Source organism: Pseudomonas sp. SST3 (assembly GCF_003325755.1).
The window spans coordinates 1-5168 of sequence record NZ_QORI02000083.1 but is presented as its reverse complement, the minus strand read 5'-3'; the positions used below and the strand labels follow the sequence as shown (position 1 = coordinate 5168).

The window sequence follows — 5168 nt, the reverse complement described above, 5'->3', positions numbered from 1 at the left end:
GTCTCAAAGGCGAAGCACGCTCACGCTAACTGCTAATGCGAAGCCTTATGCAAATTTAACCATGCGGCTCTGGTAACTATGGCAGCTTCTACGAACGTTGTAGCTGCCATGGTGTTGCCACTTGCAGCCTCAGTTGGAAGAACTAGCGAAGTCGTATTAGCCGCTCACATTTTTAAGCGGCATCGCCAACTATGCGACATAAATTGGAAACAATAGAAGCGTGGTCGAAATATAGTGATTGGAAGGCAGCCGCTATTAGATTTCTGATGTTCGACTTTCAATGAGCATCATTGCAGCCACATCCTTCAAATAAATCAAAAGTTCCGTCCCAAGGTAAAGCTATTGCGCAGCCTCCATACAGAAATCGACGTGGTCAGGTGATTTCTTGATCGCTTTTGATGCGCATTAAGCTTACAAAAATGTAATCACGCCTCTTCCTCAGGTATGCCATCTTTACGATAAAGGCGAGTCGCTTGATAAGACAGACCGCGCGAGCTTCTAAGATCAATTAACGCTGGCAACATCAACCCTTAGGGCTGGTTTCAGCTTGGCTCCTTAGCTTGATTGGAACGTACACATGCAACGTAAAACCTCTAGGCGAACCTTTGTTAAAGGCTTGACCGCCGCAGGCCTCCTTGGCGGTCTTGGCTTGTGGAGAGCTCCGGTCTGGGCAGTGAGTAGTCCCGGCCAGCCCAGCGTACTAACCGGCACGGAGTTCGATCTACTGATTGGGGAGACGCCGGTCAACATCACCGGCGCGGCTCGGACGGCAATGACCATCAACGGCACTATTCCAGGACCGCTTCTTCGTTGGCGTGAAGGGGATACGGTCACGCTGCGGGTCAGGAATAAGCTGAGCGAAGATACATCCATTCACTGGCACGGCATGATCCTGCCGGCCAACATGGATGGCGTGCCTGGACTGAGCTTCCACGGCATCGCTCCCGATGGCATGTATGTCTACAAGTTTCAGGTTAAACAGAGCGGTACCTATTGGTACCACAGTCATTCAGGCCTACAAGAGCAGCTTGGTGTCTATGGTCCCTTGGTCATCGATGCGAAGGATCCCGAACCGTTCAGCTATGACCGCGACTATGTGGTGATGTTGACTGATTGGTCCGATGAGGATCCTGCTCGAATCCTTTCTAAGCTCAAGAAGCAGTCCGATTATTACAACTTCCATAAGCGCACTGTCGGAGACTTCATTAACGATGTGAGCGAAGACGGGTGGGCCGCAACGATCGCAAATCGGAAGATGTGGGCTCAGATGAAGATGAGCCCCACCGACCTCGCCGACGTAAGTGGCTACACCTATACCTACTTAATGAACGGCCAAGCACCCGACGGGAACTGGACCGGTATCTTTAAGCCCGGCGAGAAGCTTCGTCTGCGGTTCATTAACGGCTCGGCCATGAGCTATTTCGATGTCCGCATTCCAGGGTTGAAGATGACCGTAGTCGCAGCCGACGGCCAATACGTCAACCCCGTTAGCGTCGACGAATTCCGCATTGCCGTGGCAGAGACGTACGATGTGATTGTCGAGCCTGCAACCGAGGAGGCTTACACGATCTTCGCCCAATCGATGGACCGCACAGGGTACGCCCGTGGCACGCTAGCGGTTGCCGAAGGGCTGAGCGCTCCTGTTCCAGAAACCGATCCTCGACCGCTAATCACCATGGACGACATGGGGATGGATCACGGCAGTATGGGCGGGATGGCGGGCATGGACCATGGCGGCGGCATGCAGGGCGACATGGGTGCGATGGACCATAGCAACATGTCCGGTATGAACCACGGTGACATGCAGGGAATGGGCGGCATGGGCGCAATGTCCGGAATGGATCACAGCAAAATGGCTGGGATGTCAGGGATGGACCACTCTGGGATGGCGGGTATGAGCGGAGGTATGCAATCGCACCCGCCCTCAGAGTCCAATAACCCACTGGTGGATATGCAGACCATGAGCCCGACTCATAGGCTAAACGATCCCGGTATTGGCTTACGAGACAACGGCCGCCGAGTCCTGACCTATGGCGACTTGAGCAGCACTTTCCCGGATCCGGACGGCCGCGAGCCAAGTCGGACGATCGAACTCCATCTCACCGGCCACATGGAGAAGTTCTCCTGGTCATTTGACGGCATAGAGTTCTCTGATTCGGAGCCCCTACGGCTCAAATATGGCGAGCGGGTACGCATCACGTTGGTTAACGACACCATGATGACCCATCCGATTCATCTGCATGGTATGTGGAGCGATCTTGAAGATGCGAACGGAAAGTTCATGGTTCGCAAGCACACGATCGACATGCCTCCAGGTTCGAAGCGCAGCTACCGCGTGACAGCTGATGCGCTAGGGCGTTGGGCTTATCACTGTCACCTACTGCTTCACATGGAAATGGGCATGTTTCGTGAAGTCCGAGTGGATGAGTAAGAGGAACTTTATATGGGAAATTTTATGAAGCGTAAAACTCTTATCGGCAGCGCGTTTATATTCAGTTTGCTGGGCGTAATGAATATGTCAGCTGCGTTTGCAGAGCAAAGGCATGATCAGCACAAGCAATCATCGGCTTTGTCGCAAAGTCCGGACAACAAGCCGGCATCTCAGGCACCAGAAACCTCTAACTCAGAAATGAACCACGGCGACATGGATCATGGCTCGATGGACCATGGTGAAATGGACAACGGCAAAATGGGTCATGACCCGAAGGCTACTGGTACTGAGGTGGATTCACACCATGACCACTAGATCTTGTCGCTTTGCTCTGATTGCACTCGGAGTTTCGTTGAGCGCGGTGGTTGGAGGCACAGCCAACGCCGCCGAGATGATGGATCACTCGATGCATCAAGCCTCTCCTACTGAGGCAGCTCAAGCCCCTGCATCTTCAGCCAAGCCCGCGGCTATGAATCATGGCTCCGGTGGGCAAATGGATCATTCTGCAATGGGTCATGGTGCGATGGACCATAGCAAGATGAACCATGGCCAAATGAAGCATGACGATACGCTCGAAATGCCTGGCATGGTTCATCCCTCGTTCATTCCGGTATTGACCGATGCGGATAGAGAAGCGGCTTTCCCTGGTCTTCAGGGTCATACGGTCCATGACAAGTATCTGGCCTGGTTCCTTCTGCTAGATCAACTTGAGTACCAGGACGCAGATGAAGGTAGCACTCTCAGTTGGGAAGCTACCGCCTGGGTTGGTGGCGATATCAATCGGTTCTGGTTTCGCTCGGAAGGTGAGCGAACAAATGGCGTTACTGAAGATGCCGAGATCCAGGCGCTCTTCGGGCGCGCAATAAGCCCTTGGTGGGATGTGGTAGCGGGTGTTCGCCAGGACTTTAAGCCCGCGTCTCCGCAGACGTGGGCGGCGTTCGGCCTTCAGGGGCTGGCTCTGTATGGATTCGAAGCGGAAGCCACCGCCTTTGTTGGTGAAGGTGGGCAGACAGCAGCACGCTTAGAAGGCGAATACGACATCCTTCTAACGAACAGGCTCATCCTCCAACCGACTGCCGAGTTCAATTTCTATGGCAAGGACGACCCAGCGCGCGGAGTAGGCGCTGGTCTTGCAAACACAGAGGTGGGGCTACGCCTCCGATACGAAATTGTTCGTGAGTTCGCACCGTACATCGGCGTCACCTGGAACCGGGCATACGGCAATACCGCTGATATGGCGAGAGATGAAGGCGAAGATGCAGATGAGGCGCGGTTCGTTGCTGGCATCAGGCTTTGGTTTTAAGGACTTTCAATGAAACGAATAATTATTAGCTTCGTTACCTTCTGCGCACTAGGCCTGTTGATATTGGCCGGTGTTGTTTTTACAGGACTGATTAATGTTGCCGCGGATGATCCTCATACGGAAGCCGTATACGCTTTCCTGGAAACTGCTCGCAATCGCTCGATTGTGGTTCGCTCCGAAGACATAGCCGTGCCAGCCCTTGACGATGAAGGCCAAATCAGCGCCGGGGCGGGGAACTACAACTCGATGTGTGTGGGTTGTCATTTGGCGCCAGGCATGGCTGAGACCGAGTTAAGCAAAGGCCTTTATCCTGCTCCACCCAACTTGGCTGAAGCAGGGCTATACGATGACCCAGCAAAGACGTTTTGGGTCATCAAGCATGGCATCAAGGCCACTGGTATGCCTGCGTGGGGTAAAAGCATGGCTGACCCGTACATATGGGGGATGGTGGCTTTCCTGCAGAAGCTTCCTGAGCTAGATGAAGGAGCGTATCGAGCACTCGTTGCGTCTAGCGGTGGTCATCAGCATGGTGGTGGGGAGACCCCAGCTGGGCACGGTGAACAACATGGTGAGATGGCCTCGGACGACCACCATCAGGGCGACAGTGGCAGCTCGGATCACCATGGCTCTAGCAGCTCAGGTGGAGCAACCAGCCAATCAAGCTCCGGTCATCATGGTGATAACGAAAGCGATGACCATCATGCGTCCGAGGAGCCCCAGGCGGTTGAGCACAGCAATGGCAGTGACAGTGACAGTGACAGTGCCGATGCGGAAGGCAAATCCCCTTCGAAAAACCATGTGCACGCAGACGGGAAGCAACACGAGCACTAACATTCGGCATGTCTGCCTACGCGGTTCTGACCGAGCTGTTAGAAAGGCGGCTCAGCAAGCAGAGCGGTCAGTCGTAGGCCATCCTAGCCGACGCACCGATACCCGCGGACCTTGATACTGCTTCTTCCCATCAGACGCTAGCCTGCAAGGCTGGTAACTGACGTAACACAGCGGCTTTTCCGGCCAGTTCCCCATGGAGGCTCCCAGTCGTGGCGACAGGGAGCTATCCCGTACCGCTCCCATCCCTCTAAAACAGACTAGCGAAGCTGGCCAGGCTAACAAGCGGTTTGGATCATTAGCGGCTCCGTGGCTGCCCTCCCGAATATATACCTCAGGTACTGGCGCGAACCTTACAGCATTGTAATGAAGTTGATCGAAACGGGTGCGGCCGGGGCATGTCGTATTTTCTGTGCTTGCTAAGACGCTGATGAAGGCTATTCAGCTAGCAGGCCACGACGACATACAACTATCGAACCCTGGAGAACGCAATGACCAATTCTATGTTCGCTTCCTGCATCCAAGCTTGTTCGAATTGTGCCCTGGTGTGCGAAACGTGCGCCTCTGCTTGTCTGCGTGAGGATGACGTAAAAATGATGGCTCGAT

At 54.1% G+C, this 5168-nt stretch carries 4 protein-coding genes and 1 pseudogene; all 5 read left to right on the top strand.

All coding sequences use genetic code 11. The features are described from left to right. Positions 1-577: 577 nt before the first annotated feature. On the top strand, positions 578-2431 hold the full coding sequence (locus DQ405_RS23850; protein ID WP_168426329.1) for a copper resistance system multicopper oxidase: 1854 nt from the start codon (positions 578-580) through the stop codon (positions 2429-2431). Positions 2432-2443: 12 nt separating this feature from the next. Beyond that, on the top strand, positions 2444-2746 hold the full coding sequence (locus DQ405_RS23845) for a hypothetical protein (protein WP_168426328.1): 303 nt from the start codon (positions 2444-2446) through the stop codon (positions 2744-2746). After that, the gene (locus DQ405_RS23840; RefSeq protein WP_168426327.1) at positions 2736-3734 is read left to right on the top strand and encodes a copper resistance protein B; all 999 of its coding nucleotides are present in this window, start codon (positions 2736-2738) and stop codon (positions 3732-3734) included. The genes DQ405_RS23845 and DQ405_RS23840 overlap by 11 nt, the downstream gene beginning before the upstream one ends. Before the next feature lie 9 nt (positions 3735-3743). Continuing rightward, positions 3744-4565 (top strand): c-type cytochrome, encoded by an 822-nt coding sequence (locus tag DQ405_RS23835; RefSeq protein ID WP_168426326.1) that lies wholly within the window; start codon positions 3744-3746, stop codon positions 4563-4565. A gap of 488 nt (positions 4566-5053) precedes the next feature. Beyond that, positions 5054-5168: pseudogene (locus tag DQ405_RS23830) on the top strand (four-helix bundle copper-binding protein); the annotation flags it as partial.

Bases quoted from the DNA above. Each gene is read 5' to 3' on its own strand.
- DQ405_RS23835 (WP_168426326.1), top strand. From the start codon at position 3,744: ATGAAACGAATAATTATTAGCTTCGTTACCTTCTGCGCACTAGGCCTG.
- DQ405_RS23845 (WP_168426328.1), top strand. From the start codon at position 2,444: ATGGGAAATTTTATGAAGCGTAAAACTCTTATCGGCAGCGCGTTTATA.
- DQ405_RS23850 (WP_168426329.1), top strand. From the start codon at position 578: ATGCAACGTAAAACCTCTAGGCGAACCTTTGTTAAAGGCTTGACCGCC.
- DQ405_RS23840 (WP_168426327.1), top strand. From the start codon at position 2,736: ATGACCACTAGATCTTGTCGCTTTGCTCTGATTGCACTCGGAGTTTCG.